This window comes from Gallintestinimicrobium propionicum (assembly GCF_025567525.1).
Lineage (GTDB): Bacteria > Bacillota > Clostridia > Lachnospirales > Lachnospiraceae > Gallintestinimicrobium > Gallintestinimicrobium propionicum.
This window is the reverse complement of sequence record NZ_JAOQJY010000021.1, coordinates 42055-64664: the sequence shown is the minus strand read 5'-3', so window position 1 is coordinate 64664 and position 22610 is coordinate 42055. Positions and strand designations below refer to the sequence as shown.

At 49.2% G+C, this 22610-nt stretch carries 21 protein-coding genes and 7 tRNA genes; 26 read left to right on the top strand and 2 right to left on the bottom strand.

The features are described 5' to 3' along the window. The first annotated feature begins 360 nt into the window (after positions 1 to 360). The 11 genes from OCV62_RS14305 (at position 361) to prfB (ending at position 13287) form a co-directional block, all read left to right on the top strand. Complete coding sequence (locus tag OCV62_RS14305; RefSeq protein ID WP_117963331.1) at positions 361 to 1542, top strand: acetyl-CoA C-acetyltransferase; 1182 nt, start codon at positions 361 to 363, stop codon at positions 1540 to 1542. Between the two features lie 139 nt (positions 1543 to 1681). Further along, on the top strand, positions 1682 to 2467 hold the full coding sequence (locus tag OCV62_RS14300; protein WP_021914432.1) for an enoyl-CoA hydratase-related protein: 786 nt from the start codon (positions 1682 to 1684) through the stop codon (positions 2465 to 2467). Between the two features lie 48 nt (positions 2468 to 2515). Next, positions 2516 to 3355, top strand: coding sequence for a 3-hydroxybutyryl-CoA dehydrogenase (locus OCV62_RS14295; RefSeq protein ID WP_021914433.1), 840 nt, complete (start codon positions 2516 to 2518; stop codon positions 3353 to 3355). Positions 3356 to 3423: 68 nt separating this feature from the next. Continuing rightward, complete coding sequence (locus OCV62_RS14290) at positions 3424 to 4575, top strand: acyl-CoA dehydrogenase (protein ID WP_021914434.1); 1152 nt, start codon at positions 3424 to 3426, stop codon at positions 4573 to 4575. A gap of 62 nt (positions 4576 to 4637) precedes the next feature. Beyond that, the gene (locus tag OCV62_RS14285) at positions 4638 to 5420 is read left to right on the top strand and encodes an electron transfer flavoprotein subunit beta/FixA family protein (RefSeq protein WP_021914435.1); all 783 of its coding nucleotides are present in this window, start codon (positions 4638 to 4640) and stop codon (positions 5418 to 5420) included. A 28-nt stretch (positions 5421 to 5448) separates the two neighbouring features. Continuing rightward, positions 5449 to 6495, top strand: coding sequence for an electron transfer flavoprotein subunit alpha/FixB family protein (locus OCV62_RS14280; protein ID WP_021914436.1), 1047 nt, complete (start codon positions 5449 to 5451; stop codon positions 6493 to 6495). Between the two features lie 173 nt (positions 6496 to 6668). Further along, positions 6669 to 7151, top strand: a complete 483-nt coding sequence (gene ybaK / locus OCV62_RS14275) for a Cys-tRNA(Pro) deacylase (protein WP_117962111.1) — start codon at positions 6669 to 6671, stop codon at positions 7149 to 7151. Positions 7152 to 7229: 78 nt separating this feature from the next. Then, complete coding sequence (ptb, locus tag OCV62_RS14270; protein ID WP_118496425.1) at positions 7230 to 8165, top strand: phosphate butyryltransferase; 936 nt, start codon at positions 7230 to 7232, stop codon at positions 8163 to 8165. Between the two features lie 39 nt (positions 8166 to 8204). Beyond that, the gene (gene buk / locus OCV62_RS14265; protein ID WP_021914439.1) at positions 8205 to 9272 is read left to right on the top strand and encodes a butyrate kinase; all 1068 of its coding nucleotides are present in this window, start codon (positions 8205 to 8207) and stop codon (positions 9270 to 9272) included. 301 nt (positions 9273 to 9573) lie between these two features. Beyond that, complete coding sequence (secA, locus tag OCV62_RS14260; protein ID WP_118763677.1) at positions 9574 to 12141, top strand: preprotein translocase subunit SecA; 2568 nt, start codon at positions 9574 to 9576, stop codon at positions 12139 to 12141. Positions 12142 to 12162: 21 nt separating this feature from the next. After that, the gene (gene prfB / locus OCV62_RS14255) at positions 12163 to 13287 is read left to right on the top strand and encodes a peptide chain release factor 2 (RefSeq protein WP_117962106.1); all 1125 of its coding nucleotides are present in this window, start codon (positions 12163 to 12165) and stop codon (positions 13285 to 13287) included. A 69-nt stretch (positions 13288 to 13356) separates the two neighbouring features. On the opposite strand, the gene OCV62_RS14250 is transcribed toward prfB, so the two are convergent. Both OCV62_RS14250 and OCV62_RS14245 read right to left on the bottom strand, forming a co-directional pair. Beyond that, a complete protein-coding gene (locus tag OCV62_RS14250; RefSeq protein WP_262587452.1) occupies positions 13357 to 14112 on the bottom strand; it encodes a DUF975 family protein in 756 nt (251 codons plus the stop codon). Positions 14113 to 14126: 14 nt separating this feature from the next. Then, the gene (locus OCV62_RS14245) at positions 14127 to 14510 is read right to left on the bottom strand and encodes a hypothetical protein (protein ID WP_262587450.1); all 384 of its coding nucleotides are present in this window, start codon (positions 14508 to 14510) and stop codon (positions 14127 to 14129) included. Positions 14511 to 14695: 185 nt separating this feature from the next. Between OCV62_RS14245 and OCV62_RS14240 the strand changes: the two genes are divergently transcribed. The 15 genes from OCV62_RS14240 (at position 14696) to OCV62_RS14170 (ending at position 22590) form a co-directional block, all read left to right on the top strand. Continuing rightward, a tRNA-Arg gene (locus OCV62_RS14240) sits at positions 14696 to 14769 on the top strand. Between the two features lie 203 nt (positions 14770 to 14972). Further along, positions 14973 to 15569: an HD domain-containing protein gene (locus OCV62_RS14235; RefSeq protein ID WP_262587447.1), complete on the top strand. Its 597-nt coding sequence runs from the start codon at positions 14973 to 14975 to the stop codon at positions 15567 to 15569. Positions 15570 to 15791: 222 nt separating this feature from the next. Then, complete coding sequence (locus tag OCV62_RS14230; RefSeq protein WP_021914445.1) at positions 15792 to 15917, top strand: hypothetical protein; 126 nt, start codon at positions 15792 to 15794, stop codon at positions 15915 to 15917. Between the two features lie 270 nt (positions 15918 to 16187). Further along, positions 16188 to 17357, top strand: a complete 1170-nt coding sequence (locus OCV62_RS14225; protein WP_262587444.1) for a THUMP domain-containing class I SAM-dependent RNA methyltransferase — start codon at positions 16188 to 16190, stop codon at positions 17355 to 17357. After that, positions 17354 to 17989 (top strand): XTP/dITP diphosphatase, encoded by a 636-nt coding sequence (locus tag OCV62_RS14220; protein ID WP_021914447.1) that lies wholly within the window; start codon positions 17354 to 17356, stop codon positions 17987 to 17989. Before OCV62_RS14225 ends, OCV62_RS14220 begins: the two co-directional genes overlap by 4 nt. Positions 17990 to 18013: 24 nt before the next feature. Continuing rightward, complete coding sequence (locus OCV62_RS14215) at positions 18014 to 18499, top strand: metallophosphoesterase family protein (RefSeq protein ID WP_021914448.1); 486 nt, start codon at positions 18014 to 18016, stop codon at positions 18497 to 18499. A 307-nt stretch (positions 18500 to 18806) separates the two neighbouring features. Next, positions 18807 to 18881: transfer RNA gene (locus OCV62_RS14210), tRNA-Pro, on the top strand. Positions 18882 to 18894: 13 nt separating this feature from the next. Continuing rightward, positions 18895 to 18965: transfer RNA gene (locus OCV62_RS14205), tRNA-Gly, on the top strand. A 71-nt stretch (positions 18966 to 19036) separates the two neighbouring features. Beyond that, positions 19037 to 19110, top strand: a tRNA-Arg gene (locus OCV62_RS14200). Positions 19111 to 19139: 29 nt separating this feature from the next. Continuing rightward, positions 19140 to 19213: transfer RNA gene (locus OCV62_RS14195), tRNA-His, on the top strand. 4 nt (positions 19214 to 19217) lie between these two features. Then, a tRNA-Gln gene (locus OCV62_RS14190) sits at positions 19218 to 19289 on the top strand. 40 nt (positions 19290 to 19329) lie between these two features. Continuing rightward, positions 19330 to 19402: transfer RNA gene (locus OCV62_RS14185), tRNA-Lys, on the top strand. Positions 19403 to 19602: 200 nt separating this feature from the next. Further along, on the top strand, positions 19603 to 20265 hold the full coding sequence (locus tag OCV62_RS14180; RefSeq protein WP_117962075.1) for a YkgJ family cysteine cluster protein: 663 nt from the start codon (positions 19603 to 19605) through the stop codon (positions 20263 to 20265). 97 nt (positions 20266 to 20362) lie between these two features. Then, positions 20363 to 21712, top strand: coding sequence for a putative DNA modification/repair radical SAM protein (locus tag OCV62_RS14175; RefSeq protein ID WP_262587438.1), 1350 nt, complete (start codon positions 20363 to 20365; stop codon positions 21710 to 21712). Further along, the gene (locus OCV62_RS14170; protein ID WP_262587436.1) at positions 21709 to 22590 is read left to right on the top strand and encodes a TIGR03915 family putative DNA repair protein; all 882 of its coding nucleotides are present in this window, start codon (positions 21709 to 21711) and stop codon (positions 22588 to 22590) included. The genes OCV62_RS14175 and OCV62_RS14170 overlap by 4 nt, the downstream gene beginning before the upstream one ends. Positions 22591 to 22610: the final 20 nt, after the last annotated feature.

Sequence of the window (22610 nt, the reverse complement as noted above, 5' to 3'; positions counted from 1 at the left end):
AGATAGGTTTGAGGTGGAAGTGCAGTAATGCATGGAGCTGACAAATACTAATCGGTCGAGGGCTTATCCTGACAGGTTGGGAATGGATGTAGAAGATACAGAAGAGGATTTCAGTGTTCAGTTTTGAAGGTATGAGAAAAGGAAGACAGGTGAAGAACCTGTCTTTTTTGTTATTCCAGCTCACCCGTGGAACCAAGCAGGCTGCTCCGTGCCCTGCGTAAAATCCTACAGAAATGCTTACGATTAGGTATTGCCCTAAAAACACCCTTATGTTATAATATTCACAGCGGGCAATGATAAAAAATTAACAAATAAAAATAAGCCCGAAATTAGGCGATTGATTCAAATGGAGGAAAAGACATGGCTAAGAAAATTGTATTAGCAGGTGCTTGCCGTACAGCTATCGGCGTAATGGGTGGAACACTCAGCACTACACCGGCAACTGACCTGGGCGCTATCGTAATTAAAGAGGCACTGAACCGTGCAGGTGTTCCTGCTGATCAGGTAGATCAGGTATATATGGGCTGCGTAATCCAGGCAGGACAGGGACAGAACGTTGCTCGTCAGGCATCCATCAAGGCTGGTCTGCCGATCGAGACTCCTGCAGTTACGATTAACGTTGTATGTGGTTCCGGTCTGAACTGTGTCAACATGGCTGCAGAAATGATCGCTGCTGGCGATGCGGATATCGTAGTAGCAGGCGGTATGGAAAACATGTCTATGGCTCCTTACGCAGTTATGCAGGGTCGTTACGGCTACAGAATGAACGATGGCAAGCTGGTTGATACCATGGTTCATGACGCTCTGTGGGATGCGTTCAATGATTATCATATGGGTATTACTGCAGAGAACATCTGCGAAAAATGGGGTCTGACCAGAGAAGAGCTGGATAAGTTTGCAGCAACCTCTCAGCAGAAGGCTGTAGCTGCTCAGGAATCCGGTGCTTTCGATAAGGAAATCGTTCCTGTAGAAGTTAAGAAGAAGAAAGAGACTATCGTATTTGCTAAGGATGAAGGCCCTCGTCCGGGTACCACCGCTGAAGGCATTGCAAAACTTCGCCCTGCATTCAAGAAAGACGGTATTGTAACTGCAGCGAACTCTTCCGGTATTAACGACGGCGCTGCTGCAATCGTTGTTATGAGCGAAGAAAAGGCAAAAGAGCTGGGCGTTAAGCCTATGGCTACATGGGTAGCTGGTGCTCTGGCTGGTGTTGCTCCTGAAATCATGGGTATCGGTCCTGTTGCTGCTACCAAGAAGGTTATGGCAAGAACCGGCATGAAGATCGAAGACTTCGATGTGATCGAAGCAAATGAAGCTTTCGCAGCACAGTCTGTAGCAGTACAGAAGGAGCTGGGCTTTACAGATGAGCAGTTAAACCCCAACGGCGGTGCAATCGCTCTGGGTCATCCGGTAGGTGCATCTGGCTGCCGTATTCTGGTTACTCTGCTGCATGAGATGGAAGCTAAGGATGCGAAGAAGGGTCTGGCTACTCTGTGTATCGGCGGCGGCATGGGCTGCGCTACTGTAGTAGAAAGAGACTAAGTTCATTTTCTGGGTGCAAGACACCCGTTTTCGGAGAATGCCTTCACGAACAGGACGATGGTTACCAGGATCAGGCAGCCATTCCATAATAAGAGAAGACATTCTCCAAACTATGTAAAAAAACATCAGGAGGAAGATCATGGAATTCGTATTGTATGAACAGAAAGGTCAGTACGCGATCATCACGATCAATCGTGAAAAAGCACTGAACGCCCTGAATTCTGCAGTTCTTGATGAACTGGATAAGACTCTGGACAGTGTTGATCTGGATCAGGTAAGATGTCTGATTCTGACCGGCGCAGGACAGAAATCTTTCGTAGCAGGCGCTGATATCGCTGAGATGAGCACTCTGACCAAGGCAGAGGGTGAAGCATTCGGTAAGAAGGGCAACGATGTATTCCGTAAACTGGAAACATTCCCGATCCCGGTTATCGCTGCAGTAAACGGCTTTGCACTGGGCGGCGGCTGTGAGATCTCTATGAGCTGTGATATCCGTATCTGCTCTGAGAATGCTGTATTTGGTCAGCCGGAGGTTGGTCTGGGCATCACTCCCGGATTCGGCGGCACACAGAGACTGGCTCGTCTGGTTGGTGCAGGCATGGCAAAACAGCTGATCTACACCGCACGCAATATCAAGGCTCCCGAAGCATTCCGCATCGGTCTTGTAAATGCTGTATATCCCCAGGAAGAGCTGCTTCCCGCTGCTGAGAAGATGGCTGCCGGCATCGCTAAAAATGCGCCCATCGCTGTCCGCAACTGCAAGAAAGCCATCAACGAAGGACTGCAGGTTGATATGGATCAGGCGATCGTGATCGAAGAGAAACTCTTTGGTGACTGCTTCGAGACAGAAGATCAGAAGTATGGCATGGCATTTTTCCTGGACAAAAATAAGGAAAAAGTAAAAGAGCCTTTCAAAAACTGCTAAGGCAACAACCTTTTAAGGTTTTTAATAAAAAATCAGGAGGATAACATCATGAAGGTAGGTATTATTGGCGCCGGCACAATGGGTTCCGGCATCGCACAGGCTTTCGCTCAGACCGAAGGCTATGAAGTATTTCTTTGCGATATCAACGAAGAGTTCGCTGCAAACGGCAAGAAGAAAATTGCAAAGGGCTTTGAGAAGAGAATTGCAAAAGGCAAAATGACTCAGGAAGCTGCTGACGCTGTTCTGGCTAAGATCACAACAGGCGTTAAGACCATCTGCACAGATTGCGATCTGGTTGTAGAAGCTGCTCTGGAAAACATGCAGATCAAGAAGCAGACATTCAAAGAGCTGCAGGACATCTGCAAGGCAGACTGCATCTTTGCTACCAACACATCCTCTCTGTCCATCACAGAGATCGGCGCTGGCCTGGATCGTCCGGTTATCGGCATGCACTTCTTTAATCCCGCTCCTGTTATGAAGCTGGTTGAGGTTATTGCAGGTCTGAACACTCCTGAAGAGGTTGTGGAAAAGATCAAAGCAATCTCCGTTGAGATCGGCAAGACTCCTGTACAGGTAAATGAAGCAGCTGGTTTCGTTGTAAACAGAATCCTTGTTCCGATGATCAACGAAGCAGTTGGTATCTATGCAGATGGCGTTGCAAGCGTAGAAGATATCGATACAGCTATGAAGCTGGGTGCAAACCATCCCATGGGACCTCTGGCTCTGGGCGACCTGATCGGTCTGGATATCGTACTGGCTATCATGGAAGTTCTGGAATCCGAGACTGGCGATCCGAAGTATCGTCCTCATCCCCTTCTGAGAAAGATGGTTCGCGGCGGACAGCTTGGACAGAAGACCGGCAAGGGCTTTTACGACTACACGAAATAAATAATAATAGGAGTGAGGCGGCTGCCTGATCAAGACAGCCGCAAGCTCACAAGGAGGAATATAAAATCATGGATTTTACTTTGGACAAAAAGCATGAGATGGCGAGACAGCTTTTCAGAGATTTCGCCGAGAAGGAAGTAAAGCCTCTGGCAATTGAGGTTGATGAGACCGAAGAATTCCCCAGAGTGACTGTTGACAAAATGATCAAAGCCGGTTTCATGGGTATCCCGGTACCGAAGGAATACGGCGGACAGGGCTGTGATCCTCTGACCTACGCTATGTGTGTAGAGGAGCTTTCCAAGGTTTGCGGCACCACAGGCGTTATCGTTTCTGCACATACCTCTCTTTGCTGCGATCCGATCATGACATTCGGTACAGAAGAGCAGAAGCAGAAATTCCTGGTTCCCCTTGCAAAAGGTGAAAAGCTGGGTGCGTTCGGCTTAACGGAGCCCGGTGCTGGTACAGATGCTCAGGGTCAGCAGACCAAGGCTGTTTTAGACGGCGATGAGTGGGTATTAAACGGTTCCAAGTGCTTCATCACAAACGGTAAGGAAGCTGACGTTTACGTTATCTTCGCTGTAACCGGTGTTGTTGAAAAGCGCGGCCGCAAGATGAAAGAAATCTCTGCATTTATCGTAGAGAAAGGAACTCCCGGCTTCACATTCGGTACCAAAGAGAAGAAGATGGGTATCCGTGGTTCTTCCACATACGAACTGATCTTCCAGGATTGCCGTATCCCCAAGGAAAATCTGCTGGGTCAGCAGGGCAAGGGCTTCAACATCGCTATGCATACTCTGGATGGCGGCCGTATCGGTATCGCTTCTCAGGCTCTGGGTATTGCAGAGGGTGCTCTTGAGAGAACCGTTGCATATGTAAAAGAAAGAAAGCAGTTTGGCCGTGCGATCGGTGCATTCCAGAATACACAGTTCCAGCTGGCTGATATGGCAACCAAGGTTGAGGCTGCTCAGCTTCTGGTTTACAAGGCTGCTATGGCAAAGGCTACTCAGAAGACCTACTCCGTAGAAGCTGCAAAGGCAAAATTGTACGCTGCAGAAGTTGCTATGGAAGTTACCACCAAGGCTGTACAGCTGCACGGCGGCTATGGTTACACCAGAGAGTACGAAGTAGAACGTATGATGCGCGATGCGAAGATCACTGAGATCTACGAAGGTACCAGCGAAGTTCAGAGAATGGTTATCTCCGGCGCTCTGCTGAAATAATCCATACAAAGTAAAGAACTTTGCAGGCAATAGACAAATTAAAATAAGGAGTGAATCATACAATGAAAATCGTTGTTTGTATCAAACAGGTACCCGATACCAAGGGCGGCGTTAAGTTCAATCCCGACGGCACTCTTGACAGAAGTGCCATGATGGCAATTATGAATCCCGATGACAAGGCTGGTCTGGAAGCAGCGCTTCGCTTAAAAGATCAGTATGGCGCAGAAGTTACCGTTCTGACCATGGGTCTTCCCAAGGCAGAAGAAGTTCTGCGTGAGGCTCTGGCTATGGGCGCAGACAAGGGCATTCTGGTAACAGACAGAGTCCTGGGCGGCGCTGATACATGGGCTACTTCCCAGACAATTGCAGGTGCACTGCGTAATCTGGAGTATGATCTGATCATTACCGGACGTCAGGCAATCGACGGCGATACCGCACAGGTTGGTCCTCAGATTTCTGAGCATCTGGATATTCCGGTTATCAGCTACGCTCAGAACTTAAAGGTTGAAGGCGATTCCGTAATCGTTGAGCGTCAGTACGATGACAGATATCACGTTCTGAAAGCAAAAATGCCCTGTCTGGTTACTGCACTGGCAGAGTTAAACGAGCCCCGTTACATGACTCCCGGCGGAATCTTCGATGCTTATGATGCAGAGATCACCGTTTGGGGCAGAAAAGACTTAAAGGATGTGGATGATTCCAACCTTGGTCTGAAGGGATCTCCGACCCAGATCGCAAAGGCATCTGATAAGGTTCGTAAGGGCGCAGGCGAAAAGGTTGCTCTTGATCCGGCAGAGTCTGTTGACTATATTATGGACAAGTTACTGACCAAACATGTAATTTAACAAATTATAGAAAAGCGTGGTGAATGAGATGAACTTAGAAGAATATAAAGGCGTATTTGTCTTTGCACAGCAGGTAGACAACAAGTTAAACGGTATTGCACTGGAGCTGGTGGGCAAAGGAAAAGATCTGGCAAAGGATCTTGGCACAGAAGTAACTGCAGTTTTAATCGGTAGCGACGTTATGAGTCTTACCAAAGAGCTGGCTGAGTACGGCGCAGACAGAATCATCGTTGTAGATGATCCTGAATTAAAAGAGTACAGAACCGAGCCTTATGCACATGCACTGGCTGAGGTTATCAAGAAGTACAAACCCGAAATCATGCTGGTTGGCGCAACAGCAATCGGCCGTGACTTAGGTCCCCGTGTATCCGCAAGAATCCACACCGGTCTGACCGCAGACTGCACACAGCTGGAAATCGGCGATTTCCCGATCAACCCGATCCCGGGCAGAGAACAGCTGCACAACCAGCTGCTGATGACTCGTCCTGCATTCGGCGGCAACACAATTGCTACCATCGCTTGTCCGAACTTCCGTCCTCAGATGGCTACCGTTCGTCCTGGCGTTATGCAGAAGGCTGAGCGTGTGGAAGGCGCACAGGCTGTTATCGAAGAGTTCAATCCTGGATTCGTTCCCAACAACAAATATGTTGAGATCCTGGATATCGTAAAGGCTGTATCTGACGTAGAAGATATCATGGACGCTAAGATCCTGGTATCCGGCGGTCGTGGTGTAGGCAGCGCAGAGAACTTCAAACTGCTGGATGATCTGGCAGAAGCTCTTGGCGGTACCGTAAGCTGCTCCCGTGCAGTTGTAGATGCTGGCTGGAAGTCCAAAGACCTGCAGGTTGGACAGACCGGTAAGACCGTTCGTCCTCATGTATACTTTGCAATCGGTATCTCCGGTGCAATTCAGCACCTGGCTGGTATGGAAGAGTCTGACATCATCATTGCAATCAACAAAGATGAGACAGCTCCGATCTTCGACGTTGCTGACTACGGCATCGTTGGCGATCTGAACAAGATCCTGCCTGCTCTGACCGAGAAGATCAAAGAAGCAAAGGCTGCAAAGAACTAAATTGTATATAGAATGTATACAGGAAAGACCCGTCGATGAGGCGGGTCTTTTCTCGTCGTATAGGAAATTTCGTTTCGATACGAGAAAAAACGCTCCGTGATCATGTATGCAGCAGGCTTGTATCCTATCCCCGAATTTGATATACTTGTCGCTGGAAAGGGATGACAGAATATATGGCGAAAGAAAAAGAAATCAAAACAAACGCGATGCGGATTCTGGATCGGATGAAGATTCCGTATACCCATTATACCTACGAATGCGACGAATTTATCGACGGCATGCAGATCGTGGAAAAGCTGAACTTAAAACCGGAGCAGGTTTATAAGACGCTGGTAACGCAGGGACACAGCAAGGCCTATTTTGTCTTTGTGATCCCGGTGGCAGAGGAGCTGGATTTGAAGAAAGCGGCAAAAGCGGTCGGAGAGAAATCTCTGGAGATGATCCATGTAAAGGATATCAACCAGATCACCGGCTATATTCGCGGCGGCTGTACGGCAGTCGGCATGAAAAAACAGTATAAAACGGTAATCGATGCCAGTGCTCAGACATTGCAGACAATGATCGTTAGCGGCGGACGGATCGGATCGCAGATCGAACTGACTCCGGAGGATCTTGCAAAGGCAGCCAATGCGGTATTTGCGGAGATTATCGCTTGACCCGCAAGTGGGTAAGTGTTATTATTTTGGATGGTGAAGTGCGTGTTTTGTGGACGCGCACAGGTTTCAGAAGAAAAAATGAGGTGTAGAAAGATGAGTGCAAATTTTGAAGAACTGATCTCCAAGGTCAAAGAGTACGGCAAAAAGAAAGTATCTGTTGCTGTAGCAGAAGATGCTCCGATTCTGGAAGCTGTAGAAGAAGCAAGAAAACAGGGCTTTGCAGATGCTATCCTGGTTGGTGATGAAGCAAAGATTCGCGAGATCGCTGCAGGTTTAAATATCGACCTGACTCCTTACGAAATCATCAACGAGCCGGATCACTGGCAGGCTGCTTTAAAGGCAGTTAAGCTGGCACATGACGGCGTTGCTGACATGTATATGAAAGGTCTGATCGATACCAAATCTTTCTTAAAGAGCATTCTGGACAAGGAAGTTGGTCTGCGCACCGGCAAACCGCTGTCCCACGTATGCTGTTTTGAAGTAAAAGGCATTAAGCAGCTGTTGTTCCTGACAGACGTTGCATTTATGACATATCCTACCCTGGAAGATAAGGTACATATCATTGAAAATACCGTAGAGGTTGTACATGCATGCGGTATTGAGTGTCCGAAGGTTGCTCCTCTGGCAGCAGTTGAGGTTGTAAACCCCAAGATGCCTGTTACCGTTGAAGCTGCTGAGCTGACCAAGATGAACGAAGAAGGCAAGATCACAGGCTGTATCGTAGATGGCCCTCTGTCTATGGATCTGGCAATTGATCCGGAAGCTGCAAAGCATAAGGGTGCTACTGACCGTAAGATCCAGGGCGATGCAGATATCCTGCTGTTCCCTGATATCCACGCCGGCAACCTGGTATACAAGACTCTGGTACACACTGCAGAGGTAAAGAACGGATGCATCCTCACCGGTACTCAGGTTCCCGCAATCCTGACCAGCCGTTCCGATACCTTCCAGACCAAGGTAAATTCCATCGCTCTGGCAGCGGTTGTAGCAGAAGGCTTAAAGAAAAACAAATAATTTCGCAGCATAACTGGAAGCTGCAAAAAGGAGACAGATATGGCAATCAAGAGTCTGATTATCAATCCCGGTTCCACCTCCACCAAGATCGGTGTATTCGAGGATGAGAACCTGTTATTTGAAGAAACACTGCGTCATTCCACAGAAGAGATTGCACAGTATGCGTCCATTATCGACCAGAAGGATTTCAGAAAGAACATTATCCTGGACTTCCTGAAGGCAAAAGATTTCGATGTTAAGAGTTTCGATATGATCGTAGGTCGCGGCGGTCTGTTAAAGCCTATCCCGGGCGGCACATATACCGTAAGCGATGAACTGCTTGCAGACCTGAAAAAGGGTGTACAGGGTCAGCATGCTTCTAACTTAGGCGGTATCCTTGCACGGGAAATCGGTGATGAGATCGGTGTTCCTTCTTATATCGTAGATCCTGTCGTTGTGGATGAGCTGGAGCCTGTTGCGCGCCTTTCCGGTATGCCTGAGCTTCCCAGAAGAAGTATTTTCCATGCGCTGAACCAGAAGGCTGTTGCAAGAAGATATGCAAAAGAGCACGGCGTAAAATACGAAGATCTGAACCTGATCGTAATCCACCTGGGCGGCGGCGTTTCTGTTGGTGCGCACAGCCAGGGCAAGGTTGTAGATGTAAACAACATCCTGGACGGTGAGGGTGCATTCTCTCCGGAGAGAGCAGGTACCGTTCCGGTTGGCGATCTGGTTAAAATGTGCTATTCCGGTAAATATACCGAGAAGGAAGTTTATAAAAAGATCTGCGGAAACGGCGGCTTAAATGCTTATCTGCACACCAACGATTTCCGTGATATGCAGAAGATGGCAGAAGAGGGTGACGAATATGCCGCTCTGGTAAGAGATGCCTTCTTCTATCAGATCTCCAAGGATGCTGGTGCAATGGCAGCAGTATTAAATGGTAAGGTTGATCAGATCATTCTGACCGGCGGTATTGCATATGCACCTGTTACCAGGAAGATGCTGGAAGAAAAGCTTGGCTGGATCGCTCCGTTCACTGTATATCCCGGTGAGGATGAGCTGCTGGCTCTGGCACAGGGTGGTCTGCGCGTTATCCGTGGAGAAGAAGCTGCAAAAGAATATTAAGCTGATACAGAACATTCCTGCGATCTTCTAAAAGGCAGCAGGAAAGGATCAAAAGATACTGCGGAGGTCAAAAAAGGCTTCCGCAGTTTTTTTGCGGGTCACAAAGCCGGGAATCATATATTAAGAATTTGTGAAAAAACTGTAACAACCTGTTGTCAAAGGGGCGCGCGCCTTGCATTTTCGGGCTTAATCTGTTAAAATAACCTTTAGTTTTTTAGTTATCGTGGCAAAGAGGGCTCTTTTTGCCCTGTTTTGGCAGGAGTAAGGCGTCCGGCGGGCGCATTTGAATGGAGAATAACGGATGAATGTCATTGAAAAAGTTTTTGGTACACACAGCGAAAGAGAGTTAAAGCGAATCCTTCCGATCGTGGATAAAATTGAGTCTCTGCGTGACGACATGATGGCGCTGACGGATGAACAGCTGAAAGATAAGACGAAAGAATATAAAACACGTCTGGCGCAGGGCGAGACCTTAGACGACCTTTTGCCGGAAGCATATGCAACGGTTCGGGAAGCGGGACGTCGTGTCCTGAACATGGAGCATTTCCGCGTACAGCTGATCGGCGGTATTATCCTGCATCAGGGACGTATCGCAGAAATGAAAACCGGTGAAGGTAAGACGCTGGTATCCACGCTTCCCGCTTACTTAAACGCGCTGGAGGGTAAGGGTGTACACGTTGTAACGGTCAATGATTATCTGGCAGCCCGTGACGCAGAGTGGATGGGAGCGATTCATGAATTTCTGGGCTTAAAGGTCGGCATTGTATTAAACAGCATGAAGCCGGAAGAGCGGAAGGCAGCATATGCCTGCGATATTACTTATGTCACCAACAACGAGCTGGGCTTTGATTATCTGCGTGACAACATGGCGATTTACAAGGAGCAGCTGGTACTGCGTGATCTGCACTATGCCATCATCGACGAAGTGGACTCTGTCCTGATCGATGAAGCGAGAACTCCTCTGATCATTTCCGGACAGAGCGGAAAATCTACCAGCTTGTACGAAGCCTGTGACATTTTGGCAAGACAGTTAAAACGCGGTGACGATGTTGGCGAGTTTTCCAAGATGGATGCGATCATGGGCATCGAGCAGGAAGAAAACGGTGATTTCGTTGTAAATGAAAAGGATAAGGTTGTAAACCTGACTGCAGAGGGTATCGAAAAGGTTGAGAAATTCTTCCATATCGAAAACCTTGCAGATCCCGAAAATCTTGAGATCCAGAACAATATCATCCTCGCTTTGCGTGCACACAACCTGATGCACCGCGATAAGGACTACGTGGTAAAAGAGGATCAGGTTCTGATTGTCGATGAATTTACCGGACGTATCATGCCCGGACGCCGTTATTCCGACGGTCTGCATCAGGCAATTGAAGCAAAAGAGCACGTTAAGGTAAAGAGAGAAAGCAAGACGCTGGCAACCATCACGTTCCAGAACTTCTTTAATAAATTTGAGAAAAAATCCGGTATGACCGGTACCGCTCTGACAGAGGAAAAGGAATTTAGAGATATTTATGGAATGGACGTTGTGGAGATTCCTACAAACCGTCCGGTTATCCGAAAAGACCTGCACGATGCGGTTTACAAGACAAAGAAAGAAAAGCTCAACGCCATTGTGGAAGCGGTCAAGGAAGCACATGCAAAGGGACAGCCGGTTCTGGTTGGTACGATTACGATCGAAGCGTCTGAGCAGCTTTCCGGTATGCTGCGCCGCGAGGGTATCCAGCATAAGGTGCTGAATGCGAAGTTCCATGAGCTGGAAGCGGAAATCGTTGCAGACGCCGGTATTCACGGTGCGGTTACCATTGCAACCAACATGGCAGGCCGTGGTACGGATATCAAGCTGGATGAAGAAGCAAAGGCAGCAGGCGGTCTGAAAATCATCGGTACTGAGCGCCATGAATCCCGCCGTATCGACAATCAGCTGCGCGGTCGTTCCGGCCGTCAGGGAGACCCCGGTGAATCCAGATTTTACATTTCCCTGGAAGACGATCTGATGAGATTGTTCGGTTCTGAGAAGATGATCAGCATGTTCAATGCGCTGGGCATTCCGGAAGGTCAGGAAATTGAGCACAAGATGCTTTCCAAGGCGATTGAAAACGCACAGAAGAAGATCGAGGGCAACAACTTCGGTATCCGTAAAAATTTGTTGGAATACGATCAGGTCAACAACGAGCAGCGTGAAATCATCTATGCGGAGCGTCGCCGCGTTCTGGACGGAGAGAGCATGCGCGATGTGATCTACAAGATGATTACCGATATCGTAGACAATACGGTGGATATGGTCATCGGCGAAGAAAACGATTCTGAAGAATGGAACCTGGCGGAGTTAAATTCTCTGCTGCTTCCGATCATTCCGCTTGAGCCGATCACAAAGGAACGGATTTCCAAGCCGAAAAAGGACAGTTTAAAGCAGCAGCTCAAGGAAGAAGCTGTTCGTTTCTATGAAACAAAAGAAGCAGAGTTCCCTGAACCCGAAATGATCCGTGAGGCAGAGCGAGTTGTTCTGTTAAAGGTTATCGACAGAAAGTGGATGAACCACATCGACGATATGGATCAGCTGCGTCAGGGTATCGGCCTGCAGGCCTATGGACAGAGAGATCCGCTTGTAGAATATAAGATGAATGCCTATGAGATGTTTGAAAATATGACAGAGAGCATTAAAGAGGATACGATCCGCGTGCTCTGCCATATCCGCATCGAGCAGAAGGTAGAAAGAGAACAGGTAGCAAAGGTGACCGGCACCAATAAGGACGAGAGCGGTCCGAGACGGCCTGCAAAGCGGGAAAGCGTCAAGATTTACCCGAACGATCCCTGTCCTTGCGGCAGCGGTAAGAAATATAAAAACTGCTGTGGAAAGAACCGGTAAAGGTGGACGAATATTATGGCAATGGTAGAATTAGATCAGATGAAGTTCGAGCTGCAAAGCTACGAAAATACCCTTCATGAAGTGAAGGATTCCCTGGATCTGGAAGGAAAAAAGAAGCGCATCGAAGAGCTGGAGATGGAAATGGAAGCACCCGGCTTCTGGGACGATCCGGATTCCTCCAACCGCAAGATGAAAGAGCTCAAAAATTTAAAGGATACTGCGGAGCTGTGCAATAAGCTGGAAACGCAGTATTCCGATATCGAAACCCTGATTGAGATGGGGCACGAGGAAGAAGATCCGGATATGGTAGAAGAAATCCGGGGCGAATTGGATGAGTTTATCGAAGAGCTGGATGAGCTGCGTATCAGCACGCTGCTGTCCGGCGAATATGATAAGGATAATGCGATCTTAAAGCTCAATGCGGGCGCAGGCGGCACAGAGAGCTGCGACTGGTGCGGCATGCTGTACCGTATGTATACCAGATGGGCGGAGAAAAAGGGCTTTTCCGTGGAAGTTCTGGACTATCTGGACGGTGAAGAAGCGGGCATCAAGTCTGTTACCTTCCAGGTAAACGGCGAGAACGCTTACGGCTATCTGAAATCGGAAAAAGGCGTACACCGTCTTGTCCGGATTTCCCCCTTCAACGCCCAGGGCAAGCGCCAGACCTCCTTCGTATCTCTGGATGTTATGCCGGATATCGAAGAAGATCTGGATATTGAGATCAACCCGGAGGATCTGCGCATTGATACCTACCGAAGCAGCGGTGCAGGCGGTCAGCATATCAACAAGACCTCTTCTGCGATCCGTATCACGCATCTGCCGACAGGTATCGTGGTACAGTGTCAGAATGAGCGTTCTCAGTTCCAGAACAAGGATAAGGCGATGCAGATGTTGAAGGCGAAGCTGTATCTGTTAAAGCAGGAAGAAAACGCCGAGAAGCTTTCTGACATCCGTGGCGAGATCAAGGATATCGCATGGGGCAACCAGATCCGTTCCTATGTCCTGCAGCCTTATAAGCTGGTGAAGGACCTTCGGACAAATCAGGAGGTTGCAAATGCAGATGGCGTACTGGACGGCGGTCTCGACCCCTTCATCAACGCATATCTGAAGTGGATCAACACAAAGGATAAAGCGACGGAAGAATAAAAAGAGTATAAAGAAACCGGACACCGACTCCCGGCTGAGCAATCAGTCAGGAAGTAGGTGTCCGGTTTTTTACGCTTCAGCGCTTTTTAACGATACCAGCTCAAGATAGAAGTAGGCATAGGTCTGCTTCTGATAAGGATACACATACAGCAGTCCGATGCCGCAGGTTAAGAACCCGCCCATTAGCCAGGGCAGGAAGCTTACCATCAGGAGGAAATACTGCCATTTGTGGCCTTTCATGAGCCTTCTGGAGCGTTTTAAGCATTCCTTTGCACTCAGCTCGGGAAAGTCCAGCATGATGAAGAAAACCTGGGAATACAGCGTTTTTACATACAGCACAAAAGGCAGGAAAACGATGCTGATCCCTGCTGCAGCATAGAGATAAACCATATTCACGCGACCGGATTGCAGGTACAGGCTGAAAAGAAGCGACGGCACGATTTCCGGGATACATAACAGCAGGGACAAAACGAGCTGAATCTGGATGGCCTTTAACGGCTCATGCCAAAAGCCAGAGAAAATGCCGCCCGCATAGACCGGCTGATGGCAGGCATTGCTCAGAAACAGTCCTGTGATGCCGACCTGGAAAATCCCAAAGAAAACACTGATGGCAAATGTGACGGCATAATACAAAATTGTACCAAAGGGCGGATGCACCTGAATCAATCCGGAGGGAGCTGTGATAATATACTGCAAAATAGCGAGAGAAAGAAAGGCGCTGGAGAGCGGCACATAATGTCCAAGCAGGGATGCGCGCGCTTTTCCCTTCAGGACAGACCTCTTTAACGGGGAGGCTGTGCCGGTGGTTGTAGTCTGATCATTCATTTGTAGGTTACCTCTCAGTCATGTAAGCTTTCGGGAAGTTCGATCCCGTATTCGTTCAGAATCTCGTCAAAGGTCAGACCGGTCATTTGCTCGTAGGTGTCATTGACCATTGTCCAATACTGCTGTTTTGCATCGGAGTTGGAAAAGACAATAAAAAAAGAAAACCCACCGACAGCAATATTGATGAGGAGTGCACTGCAGGCGACGATGACACCTGCGAGGGCGTGATTGGACATGGAGGTGTTCCCTCGGGACAACAGCCCAAACATGATGGACAGGATCGCGAGAAAGATCGGAATGACAATTGTCATCGTAAGGGTGCTGGCGAGCGCAGCGATGGCGAGAACCAGCGAAAACGTCGCAAAGCCGTTGCGCTTTGGCTGAGGTTTCATTTCCATAATATAGTCTCCGTTCTGGGAAAAATGCAGTCGATGAAATGCCTGCACTTTCCGCGTTCTTTTGAGATATTCTAACATTTTTTATGGTAAGATTCAAGTTTTTGAAAAAAAGTGTTGACAATTCGAGAAAAAGAAGGTAGAATAATTTTTGTTGTGAGGGACACGAAGTCCTGAACAACAAAAATGTGCGCGTAGCTCAGCTGGATAGAGCGTCTGACTACGGATCAGAAGGTCGGGAGTTCGAATCTTCTCGCGCACGCGACTGGAACCGGAATGTGAAAGCATTCCGGTTTTTTATCGTATAAGAAATTTTTTTCTATACGATAAAAAGGCTCCGCTAGGATGCGCACTCGGTACAAAGGTAGATGATTGCCGAAGCAACCGCGCCTCGGCGCGAGAATGTGCGGAATACATTCTGGTTTTCACAAAAACTGTCCATGACAGGAAGCGAGGGAGAAGCTTATGATTCCATCGAGAGAAAAAGCAGAACAACTGCTGCAGGAGGGACTGCAGAAAAATCCCGGACCGTGGGGCGATCACTCCAAAACGGTGGCGCATTGCGCGGAAAAAATCGCAGCCGCGTGTGGTGACCTTGACCCGGAAAAAGCGTATGTGCTGGGACTTTTGCACGACATCGGGCGGACATTTGGCGTGAGACATTTAGGACACGTTTCGGACGGCTATTCTTATATGAAGAAGATCGGCTGCGACGAGGTGGCGAAGGTGTGCCTGACGCATTCCTTTGCGACGCAGACGCTGGAGGAATATATCGGAAAATATGACGTTTCGGAGGACGAGTTGTCCCTGATCCGGACAGAGTTGGAAAAATCGGTTTACGATGATTACGACCGGTTGGTTCAGCTGTGCGACAGTATTGCCGGAGCGGAGGGCGTGCTTGACATAGAAGAGCGGATGTTGGACGTCAAAAGGCGTTATGGCTTCTATCCGCAGGAAAAATGGGACGCGCATATCGGACTGCGGCGGTATTTCGAAGAGAAAATGGGGCGGGATGTTTACGAGGTCTGCGAAAAGGAAACCTACGATCCGAAAAAGTGCTGAGCGGACAACAGCCGTGGGGAAAAATTCCCCGACCGGGGATAAAAAATTTTTTCGGGATAATCTGTGTGTATAATTTTCCTGCAGCGTGCCGATACTAGTGTCTGTAAACGCAGGAGAGACAGTGATGGCAGCAAGGATGGACAGCCTTTCTTGCGCGACAAATATTATCTGCTGCATTTTGATTTTCATGGAAAACAAAAGCGGCGAAAACAGGAGGGCATTATGGCCAAGAACGATTACACACAGAAACAGACCAACAAGAATAATTCTGAAAATACTCAGAAGAACCAGAGCAAGAACAGCACCAAGGAAAGCACTTCTGACTGCAAGGACAAGAACAATCAGTAAGTGAGCCTTTGAAGGCTGTAATGCAGACGAAAAGAGAAGCCGGCGCAGAACGGGTGAAAATCCGGGAGCGCTGGCTCCTTTTTGGGTGGGAAGAAATTTCGGCGCGTTTTTCTTGACAGCCCACAGAAAATGCCCGTACAATAAAAAGAGCGAGAAATCAAAGAAAAGGTGCCGGGGCAAGGATGCCTGCGCATAAATGCCGAAGTAAAGCTACCGTGGTATAAATGCCGGAGTAATGCTGCCCGTGCACCGATAGAAATGGAAGAAAAAATGAGAAAAATGGAATTGATTGCACCGTGTCATTTCGGTCTGGAGGCGGTTCTTCGACGGGAAATCACGGATCTTGGATATGAAATCAGCGAAGTGGAGGACGGCAGAATTGCGTTTCTCGGCGACGAGGAAGCGGTCTGCCGCGCTAATATTTTTCTGCGGACGGCGGAGCGCGTGCTGATCAAGGTCGGCAGCTTTCATGCGGAGACCTTTGAAGAGCTGTTTCAGGGCACGAAAGCGCTGGAATGGGAAAGCTACATCCCGGCGGACGGAAAATTTTGGGTGGCAAAGGCTGCCAGTGTAAAGAGCAAGCTGTTCAGCCCGTCGGATATTCAGTCTATCATGAAAAAAGCGATGGTAGAACGTTTGAAAGGTGTATACAAGGTCAGCTGGTTTCCGGAGACCGGAGCACCGTTCCCGGTACGGGTTTTTCTGAAAAAAGATGAAGTGACTGTGGGATTGGATACGACCGGGGAATCCTTACATAAAAGAGGCTATCGCAAGCTGACGGCGAAGGCTCCGATCGCGGAGAATCTTGCAGCGGCGTTGATTATGCTGACGCCCTGGAAAGCGGATCGGATTTTGGTAGACCCGTTCTGCGGAAGCGGCACGATCCCTATCGAAGCAGCGATGATGGCGGCGAATATGGCGCCCGGCATGAACCGGGAGTTCACCGCGGAAGAGTGGGGACATTTTATTGATCGCAAATGTTGGTATCGCGCATCGGACGAAGCGCAGGATCTGGTTGATCTGGATGTAAAGACGGATATTCAGGGTTACGATATTGATGCTGAAATGGTTAATATTGCACGGGAAAATGCAAAACTCGCAGGCGTGGATCACCTGATCCATTTTCAGCGCAGACCGGTTGCAGAGCTTTCCCATCCGAAAAAATACGGCTTCCTGATTACGAATCCGCCCTACGGTGAACGTCTGGAGGATAAAAAGGACCTTCCGGCGCTGTACCGGACGCTTGGCGAACGCTATGCACAGCTGGATGACTGGTCGATGTATCTGATTACTTCTTATGAAAATGCGCAGCAGGACATCGGACGCAAGGCGGACAAGAACCGCAAAATCTACAACGGTATGATGAAGACCTATTTTTATCAGTATCAGGGGGCAAAACCGCCGAAGAGAGCAAAGCAGGAAGGACAGGCAAAAAGATGAAGCAGATCATTTTTGCAACGGGAAATGCAGGAAAAATGAAGGAAATCCGGGAAATCCTGAATGGAACCGGATGGAACGTGCTGTCGTTAAAGGACGCGGGCATCGACACGGAAATCGAAGAAAACGGCACAACCTTTGAAGAAAACGCAAAGATCAAGGCGGAGGGCATCCGAAACTGGTGTCTGGAAAACGGGATTCCGGGCTGCAGCGGGATTTCGGCGAAAGAAATTATTGTGCTGGCAGATGATTCCGGACTGGAAATCGACTGGCTGGGCGGCGAGCCGGGCATTTATTCTGCGCGCTATATGGGGCATGAAACCTCTTACCGTGAAAAAAACGCCAACCTCATCAGCCGTCTGGACGGCGTCCCGAAAGAAAAGCGCACAGCACGTTTTGTCTGCGCCATTGCAGCAGCCCTGCCGGACGGAAATAGTCTTGTGACGCGAGGAACAATTGAGGGCTATATCGGCTGGGAAGAATGCGGCAGCAACGGATTTGGATATGACCCGATTTTTTATCTGTACGAAAATGATAAATCCACGGCAGAGCTTTCCGCGGAGGAAAAGAATGCGATCAGTCATCGGGGAAAGGCGCTGCGTCAGATGAAAAAGATGTTGGAAGAGCAGAAATAGGGCGGTGCCGGATGGAGAAAACAGATGAAGATACTGATCGTCAGTGATACACACAGAAGAGACGGGAACCTGACCCAGGTGCTCGATATGGTTGGGCAGATCGATCTTTTGATCCACTGCGGGGACGTGGAGGGGAGTGAAGCGTTTATCAAAAGCATCGCAGGCTGTCCGGTGCATATGGTAGCGGGCAACAACGACTTTTTTACGGATCTTGCACAGGAAGAGGAATTTGAGATCGGCAAATATAGGGTCTGGCTGACCCATGGACATCATTATTATGTGTCGGTTGGGACAGAAGCGATTCTGGAAGAAGCGGAGAGCCGGGGCGTCGATATCGTGATGTTTGGACATACGCACCGCCCGTTGATTTTTACAGATCCGCAGACGAACGTGACGGCAATCAACCCGGGCAGCATTTCCTACCCACGGCAGGAGGGCAGACGACCGTCCTATGTCCTGATGGAGCTGGATCGGGAGGGCAATGCCCATTATCATCTGAGCTATTTGTAAGAGGCCGAGGCACAGCGCCATTCGCAATACAATAGAATGCACGCTCCGCGAACATTCTATTGTCATGAATCGCCTCTGCGAGGCTTTCCGCTGCTTCGCAGCTCCCTTTTGCTCATAGAGCGGCGCTCCGCTCCCTTCGTAGCTTCCCGTGCACAGATCCTCATGCAAGCATGGAATCTGTGCTCAGTAAGCTACGAGTGAACTGTTGAAAAAATAAAAATAAAAAATTTAAAAAAGTTGTTGACATATTGGAACTCTTTCTATATAATGAATCTTGCGTCACGGATAAGGCCTTTTAGTTAAGCGACGGGGTGTGGCTCAGCTTGGCTAGAGCGCCTGGTTTGGGACCAGGAGGTCGCAGGTTCGAATCCTGTCACCCCGATATTATATGATATGCAGGTGTAGTTCAATGGTAGAACACCAGCCTTCCAAGCTGGATACGTGGGTTCGATTCCCATCACCTGCTTCGACTGTGTCTAGCAGTCGTTTCTCAGGAAGAAGTCCTGTAGACATTGCCAAGGCGATACGCCGCAACGTGTGTCCGTAGCTCAGCTGGATAGAGCAACGGCCTTCTAAGCCGTGGGTCGGGGGTTCGAATCCCTTCGGGCACGTTGGAAAGTGAGTGATCATTTTCCCTATGGTGGGTATAGCGCAGTTGGTTAGCGCGCCAGATTGTGGCTCTGGAGGCCCAGGGTTCGAATCCCTGTATCCACCTTCCTGGGCTATCGCCAAGCGGTAAGGCACAGGACTTTGACTCCTGCATTCGCCGGTTCGAATCCGGCTAGCCCAGCTTTTGATGCGGACGGATGACGCCCGTAATTTAATTTTATGGAGCACTAGCTCAGTCGGTAGAGCACCTGACTTTTAATCAGGTTGTCGGGGGTTCGAATCCCCCGTGCTTCACTCCAAAGAGACCTGAAGAGTCAGGTCTCTTTTTTGTTGTATAGGAAACTTCGTTTCTATACGGTAAAAAACGCTCTACGGGGACGCATAAGCGGCGGAGCGGAAGAAAGTCGCTTTCGCGATCCGCTGCAGGCAGAGCATGCGTCAGGGCACAAGTTTTTTCAAGTTGTATGGAAACATCTATTTGGGAGGAAATCATTATGCTGCGCAATATCGATCTGGATGAAATTTCGGATGGAAAACTGTATACAGCGGGAGATCTTGCGAAGGTCGGCTGTCAGGACTGCGAGGGGTGCTGCGATTGCTGCTGTCAGATGGGGGATACGATTATTTTAGACCCGCTGGACGTCTGGCAGCTGATGCAGGGACGCGGCAAAAGCTTTGAACAGCTTCTGGACGAAAGTCTGGATCTGCATGTACAGGACGGTGTAATTTTGCCGAACCTGAAAATGGCGGGGGAAAAGGAGCAGTGCGTATATTTGAACGAAAAAGGACGCTGCAGCATCCATCCGTTCCGCCCGGGCATTTGCCGGCTGTTTCCGCTGGGACGTTTTTATGAAAACGGGAGCTTCCGATATTTTTTACAGACAAAAGAGTGCAGCAGGGAAAACCGCACAAAGCAGAAAATTCGCAAATGGATCGATATGCCGGAATTTGGTCGTTATGAGACGTTTGTGGCGGACTGGCATTTTTTTGTGCGCAGGCTGCAGGATCGCCTGATGCAGCAGTCCGATATGGAGGCAGCGCAGAGGATCAATCGATACATTTTGCAGGAATTTTATTTCCGGGGCTGGGATGCAGAACAGAATTTTTACGATCAGTTCTCAGAACGTCTAAAAAAAGCACAAAAAGTGCTTGCATAAATCGAACATACGTACTATCATAAAACCACAGACAGAACAAACGTTCGAGCAAATCAAACAAAATTCAGGAACCTCTGTCTGCGGAATGGAGTACAGGATGAGGATCATGCAGGAAATGTCCCTGATGGAGAAGCTGAATATTCTGAGCGATGCGGCGAAATATGACGTTGCCTGTACGAGCAGTGGGAGCAATCGCCGGGGTGATGGAAAAGGGATCGGCAACACGGTAAACGCGGGAATCTGTCACAGCTTTTCAGCGGATGGCAGATGCATCAGCCTGCTGAAGATTCTGTTTACCAACGAATGTATTTATGATTGCAAATACTGTCAGAACCGGCGTTCCAACGACGTGCCGCGGGCGTCGTTTACGCCGGATGAAGTCTGTCGCCTGACGATCGAGTTTTATCGCCGTAATTATATCGAAGGACTTTTCCTAAGCTCCGGGATTATACAGAATCCGAATGTGACGATGGGGCTTTTGTATCAGACGATTTATAAACTGCGCACGCAGTATCATTTCCAGGGCTATATCCATGTCAAAGCGATTCCGGGGGCGGATCCGGAGCTGATCCGGCTGACGGGATTTTTGGCGGACCGCATGAGTATCAATCTGGAGCTCCCGACGGCGGAGGGCTTATCGCGCCTTGCACCGAACAAGCACCGCAAGACGATCCTGACACCGATGCGGCAGATTCAGAACGGGATTTCTGTGAGCAAACAGGAGGTGGCGCTTTACCGGCACGCCCCGGAATTTGTTCCGGCTGGACAGTCTACGCAGATGATTATCGGCGCGACACCGGAGCATGATTATGAAATTTTGTCTGTGGCAGAGAGCCTGTATCGCAAATTCGATTTAAAACGAGTATTCTATTCCGCATTTGTAAAAGTCAATGAGGATAAAGACCTCCCGGCGCTGCAGGGAGGTCCGCCGCTTCTGCGGGAACACCGGCTGTATCAGGCAGATTGGCTGCTTCGTTTTTACGGCTTTGAGGCAGGAGAGCTTTTAAGCGAGAAGAATCCGGACTTTAATCTGTTTTTAGACCCGAAGGCAGACTGGGCGCTGCGGCATCTGGAACAGTTCCCTGTGGAGGTCAACTGCGCTTCCTATGAAGAGCTTTTGCGCGTGCCCGGGATCGGTGTCAAAAGTGCCCGCAGGATTGTTCAGGCGCGCAGAAGCAGCCGTCTGGAGTATCAGCATCTGAAAAAGATTGGTGTCGTTTTGAAGCGTGCGATTTATTTTATCACTTGCAACGGCAGACAGATGTATCCACTTCGAATTGAGGAAAACTTTATTACGCGGCAGCTTCTCGGCATCCGGGAAAATCTCCCGTTCGACAAGGATGGTGTAACGTATCAGCAGCTGTCTTTATTTGATGATCGGAACTTCGGCTACGATGGGAAGCAGCTGGTACAGCCGGAAAGCGCCTGGAGGGGTGCAGCGGGGTGAAACCGAGAACCGGGGAGAGAAGCGCTGCGAGCCGAAAAGCCCTGTATGGGGAAGGAGATGATGGTCTGACCGAATCTGATGTGGGGGAAAACGAAATGGAAGAGCTGATTCTGATATGCGAGAACTCGGTCGAAGGGATACTTACTGCAATTTATCGGATTTATGAATGGAAGCTTTGCGGCAAACGTGTTAAAATTCAAACAGGTGCGTCGGATTTATGTCTGTTTGCCCAGTACCGGGAGGTAATGCCGGATGCAGAGTGCGCGGCGAAGGTAGCACGAACCCTGCGGAGACGTTTCGGAGAGCAGGCGTGGGAAGCGATCAGCTATGCGCTGGCGTCAGAGGAAGCCGACAAGAGTCAGGCAGTTTATGAGACGGTTGCAGCTGGTCTGTCCGGTCGGATCCGGGGACCGCTTTTACAGGCACTTGCAGAGCCATGTATCCATCGGGTGTTTGCACTGAGCCGGAGTGTACACAGGGTGCGGGAAAGAGTGCTTCAGTTTCTTCGGTTTCAGGAGATCACCGGCGGAATTTTATATGGGGAGATTGCGCCGGATGCAGACGTTCTTGCGTTTGTTATGCCGCATTTTGCAGACCGTTTCCCGTTGGAGAATTTTGTGATTCTGGATGAACGCAGGGCAGCAGCAGGAATCCATCCGGCAGGAAAGGCGTGGTTTTTGGCAAAGCTTTCAAAGCAGGAGTTGGATACACTGCAGCAGGCCGGACAGCAGAAGGATGAGAACGAACAGGAGATCGAAGTGCTGTTTCAGAGCTTTTGTCGGTCCCTTTCAATCCTTGAGCGGCAAAATCAACCCTTGCAGCAACAGCTGGTGCCGTTAAAGTATCGGATGCACATGACGGAATTTCAGAAAAAATAAGGCAAAAGCATGTGGAGGAT

Bases quoted from the DNA above. Each gene is read 5' to 3' on its own strand.
- OCV62_RS14220 (WP_021914447.1), top strand. From the start codon at position 17,354: ATGAAGCAGATCATTTTTGCAACGGGAAATGCAGGAAAAATGAAGGAA.
- OCV62_RS14215 (WP_021914448.1), top strand. From the start codon at position 18,014: ATGAAGATACTGATCGTCAGTGATACACACAGAAGAGACGGGAACCTG.
- OCV62_RS14305 (WP_117963331.1), top strand. From the start codon at position 361: ATGGCTAAGAAAATTGTATTAGCAGGTGCTTGCCGTACAGCTATCGGC.
- secA (WP_118763677.1), top strand. From the start codon at position 9,574: ATGAATGTCATTGAAAAAGTTTTTGGTACACACAGCGAAAGAGAGTTA.
- prfB (WP_117962106.1), top strand. From the start codon at position 12,163: ATGGTAGAATTAGATCAGATGAAGTTCGAGCTGCAAAGCTACGAAAAT.
- ptb (WP_118496425.1), top strand. From the start codon at position 7,230: ATGAGGTGTAGAAAGATGAGTGCAAATTTTGAAGAACTGATCTCCAAG.
- OCV62_RS14235 (WP_262587447.1), top strand. From the start codon at position 14,973: ATGATTCCATCGAGAGAAAAAGCAGAACAACTGCTGCAGGAGGGACTG.
- OCV62_RS14245 (WP_262587450.1), bottom strand. From the start codon at position 14,510: ATGGAAATGAAACCTCAGCCAAAGCGCAACGGCTTTGCGACGTTTTCG.
- ybaK (WP_117962111.1), top strand. From the start codon at position 6,669: ATGGCGAAAGAAAAAGAAATCAAAACAAACGCGATGCGGATTCTGGAT.
- OCV62_RS14250 (WP_262587452.1), bottom strand. From the start codon at position 14,112: ATGAATGATCAGACTACAACCACCGGCACAGCCTCCCCGTTAAAGAGG.
- OCV62_RS14295 (WP_021914433.1), top strand. From the start codon at position 2,516: ATGAAGGTAGGTATTATTGGCGCCGGCACAATGGGTTCCGGCATCGCA.
- OCV62_RS14180 (WP_117962075.1), top strand. From the start codon at position 19,603: ATGCTGCGCAATATCGATCTGGATGAAATTTCGGATGGAAAACTGTAT.
- OCV62_RS14290 (WP_021914434.1), top strand. From the start codon at position 3,424: ATGGATTTTACTTTGGACAAAAAGCATGAGATGGCGAGACAGCTTTTC.
- OCV62_RS14230 (WP_021914445.1), top strand. From the start codon at position 15,792: ATGGCCAAGAACGATTACACACAGAAACAGACCAACAAGAATAATTCT.
- OCV62_RS14285 (WP_021914435.1), top strand. From the start codon at position 4,638: ATGAAAATCGTTGTTTGTATCAAACAGGTACCCGATACCAAGGGCGGC.
- OCV62_RS14175 (WP_262587438.1), top strand. From the start codon at position 20,363: ATGAGGATCATGCAGGAAATGTCCCTGATGGAGAAGCTGAATATTCTG.
- OCV62_RS14300 (WP_021914432.1), top strand. From the start codon at position 1,682: ATGGAATTCGTATTGTATGAACAGAAAGGTCAGTACGCGATCATCACG.
- OCV62_RS14280 (WP_021914436.1), top strand. From the start codon at position 5,449: ATGAACTTAGAAGAATATAAAGGCGTATTTGTCTTTGCACAGCAGGTA.
- buk (WP_021914439.1), top strand. From the start codon at position 8,205: ATGGCAATCAAGAGTCTGATTATCAATCCCGGTTCCACCTCCACCAAG.
- OCV62_RS14225 (WP_262587444.1), top strand. From the start codon at position 16,188: ATGAGAAAAATGGAATTGATTGCACCGTGTCATTTCGGTCTGGAGGCG.